General features: G+C 65.3%; 3 protein-coding genes. 2 read left to right on the forward strand and 1 reads right to left on the reverse strand.

Annotated elements, in window-relative coordinates; translation table 11 throughout:
* The first annotated feature begins 187 nt into the window (after positions 1-187).
* Both corA and AC2VLV_RS10480 read left to right on the forward strand, forming a co-directional pair.
* A complete protein-coding gene (gene corA, locus AC2VLV_RS10475; RefSeq protein WP_486989929.1) occupies positions 188-1,189 on the forward strand; it encodes a magnesium/cobalt transporter CorA in 1,002 nt (333 codons plus the stop codon).
* 43 nt (positions 1,190-1,232) lie between these two features.
* Entirely contained in the window at positions 1,233-1,871 is a 639-nt protein-coding gene (locus AC2VLV_RS10480) for a LysE family translocator (protein ID WP_486989930.1), read from the forward strand.
* Between the two features lie 187 nt (positions 1,872-2,058).
* Here the strand turns inward: AC2VLV_RS10480 and AC2VLV_RS10485 are convergent.
* Positions 2,059-2,804 (reverse strand): DNA ligase (locus tag AC2VLV_RS10485; RefSeq protein ID WP_486989931.1); only part of this gene is annotated, 746 nt, incomplete at its 5' end.

Here is a 2,804-nt window from a genome sequence, read left to right on the forward strand (position 1 = left end):
AATTGCTGCCGCATAACTGGGCAAAAACCAACACCCCTGCCGCCAGCACCTGACCTTCACTTCGGGTGTCAAGAGGGGTTGGCGGGACGCTTACGTTGCATCATGTTGGCCCGTTCGGCAGTGCAAAATGCTGCGCATTTCTTCGCTGACCATTCGACCCCATTGCGCGAACGCATGAAACCCACCTATGCCACCGTCTGACATCCCCCACATCGAAAACCCTGTTCGCGCCTGTGTGGCCTATGACCGTAGCGGGAGGCGGGTGGGCGATATCGCGCTGGAGGCGATCAGCGACATGCTCGCCTTGCCCGACCGGTTTGTCTGGGTGGGGCTGTATGAGCCGGATGCGGCCTTGCTGGCGCAGATGCAGCACGAGTTCGGCCTGCACCCGCTGGCGGTGGAAGACGCCGGCAAGGCGCACCAGCGCCCCAAGCTGGAGGCTTACGGCGAATCGCTTTTTGTCGTGGCACGCACGGCCTCGCGCAGCGGCGCGCATGTGCGGTTCGGCGAGACGCATGTGTTCATGGGTCGCAACTACATCCTCACCATCCGGCATGGTGATTCGTCCGGCTACACGACGGTGCGTCGCAATGCCGAGCAGACGCCCGCGTTGCTCGCGCAGGGGCCGGGGTATGCGCTGTATGCGGTGCTCGATGCCATCGTCGACGGCTACCTGCCCATCGTCGAGGCCTATCGGGCCGAGTTGGAGGAACTGGAGGGCGAGATCTTCGCGCGCCAATGGCGGCGCGGCACGCTCAAGCGGCTGTACGCGATGCAGCGCGAGCTCACCCGCCTGCGACTGGCGGTGGCGCCCTTGCAAGACGTGCTGGCGCAGCTTCAGCGTCTGCCGGGCGACGTGATGCCCGAGGCCGTGCGGCCTTACTTCCGCGATGTGAACGACCATGCCAACCGCATCAACGACACGGTGGGTGCGCTGCGCGAAATGCTCTCGGCGGCGATGAACGTCTCGGTCTCTCTCGTGACGCTGGAGCAGAACGAGGTGGTCAAGCGGCTGGCCGGCTGGGCCGCGCTGCTGGCCGTGCCCACGCTGCTCACGGGCTGGTTCGGCATGAACTTCCATCACATGCCCGAACTGGACTGGCGCTGGTCCTATCCGGCATTGCTCGTCTTCACCCTGGGTTTGTGCGGCGGGCTGTACTACTGGCTGAAGCGGTCCCGCTGGTTGTAGCCTGGGTTCGCCTCTTCCCAAACCTATTGAGCCCTTGCTGCCCATGCCCGACATCCACCACTTCGCCTTGTTTTTGCTCTCGGGCCTGCTGCTCAATATGACCCCGGGCGCGGATATGTTGTTCATCGTGTCGCGCAGTGCCGGGCAGGGGGTGAGGGCCGGGGCGATGGCGGCGCTGGGGGTGGGGACGGGTTGTCTGGTGCATGTCACCGCGGCGGCAGTGGGGCTGTCGGCGCTGATTGCCGCGTCGGATCTGGCGTTCAGCGTCGTGAAGTGGATGGGAGCGGCTTATCTGGTCTGGCTGGGCATGGGACTGCTGCGTGCAAGGTCGCAGGCGCTTGAGGCGCAGGTTGTTGTAGCGCCCATGGCCGCCGCACCCTTGCGGGCGGTGTTCTGGCAAGGCGTGTTGACCAATGTGCTCAACCCGAAGATCGTGTTGTTTTTCTTGGCTTTTCTGCCGCAGTTCGTTGGCACTTCGACTCACGGACAGGGCTGGGCGTTTTTGTTGCTCGGCGTGGTGTTCACCGTCAATGGCACGCTGTTCAATCTGGGCGTGGCCTGGGCGGCGGCGCGGGCGCGCCATCTGGGGCGGATGCAGCGCCTGGCGCTTTGGGTGCGGCGGTTGACGGGCGTGGTGTTCATCGGCTTGGGGCTGCGCCTGGCGTTGGCGTCGCGGGTGTAGGAGTCTGTCGGACTTGAGGATCGCGGGCTGCAAAATGGCGCTGAGGCGCCCTGCGCCAGCGGCTTTTTGCCCCATAGTCCCCGCTATGGGGCGGCAAATCCGCCGCCACAGGGCATCCCCATCGCCATTTTTCGCCATCCGCGCCCCAAGCCCGAAAGACTCCTAGCGCGTTGCGAACATCACGGCGTCATTCGGGCGCACGCACACGCAGATAGCGCGCGAAGCGGGGAAGACCCGAGGCTGTGAGCGACTGGTAGCGGTAGGTAATGAGGGTGCCGATGGGGGGCGGGTTGCGGCGCAGCGCGTCGCTCAGGCCGGAGCCGATGCGAAAGGTCTTGCCGTCGGGCATGCGCATTTCCAGCGCTCCAGTCAGCCCCGCGTATTTCCCTTTTCCCGGCGTGTAGCCGATGACGGTGGCTTCGGCGTCCTGCCAGGGTTTGAGCTTGAGCAGCACATCCTGACGGCCGGTTTGATACGGCGCATCGGCGCGGTGCAGCATCAGGCCCTCGCCGCCTTGCTTCACGATTTTGTCGAGTTGCTGCTTGAGCGCGGCGGAGTTGGGCACGCGGAACTGCGGCACCATTTGCAGCCAGGGCGCCTGCGCCCGTTCCACCAGCGTGCGCATGCGGGCAATGCGCTCGGTAAAGCTGCCCGGCGCATTGGGCAACTCGAACACCATATAGCGCACCTGCTTCCAGTCGCGGTCGTTGGGCGGCTGGCTGCGAACGATGCCCGAAACCTGGTCGAAGCGTTCGCGGGCGATCCACAGCTCGCCGTCCAGCGGTTGCGGGGGCAGCGCAGCGGTGAACCACGCTGGAGCGGGCACCGGGTTGCCTCTGCGAAAACGCAGCACCCGGCCGTCCCAGAAGGCGCGCACGCCGTCGAGTTTTTCGCTCACCCAGTAGGGCGCCGGATCGAGCTGGCTTGAGGCGG

Source organism: Thiomonas sp. TH-17 (genome assembly GCF_057473305.1).

Excerpts from the sequence above, each read along its gene's own strand:
- corA (WP_486989929.1), top strand. The coding sequence starts at position 188 with ATGCCACCGTCTGACATCCCCCACATCGAAAACCCTGTTCGCGCCTGT.
- AC2VLV_RS10480 (WP_486989930.1), top strand. The coding sequence starts at position 1,233 with ATGCCCGACATCCACCACTTCGCCTTGTTTTTGCTCTCGGGCCTGCTG.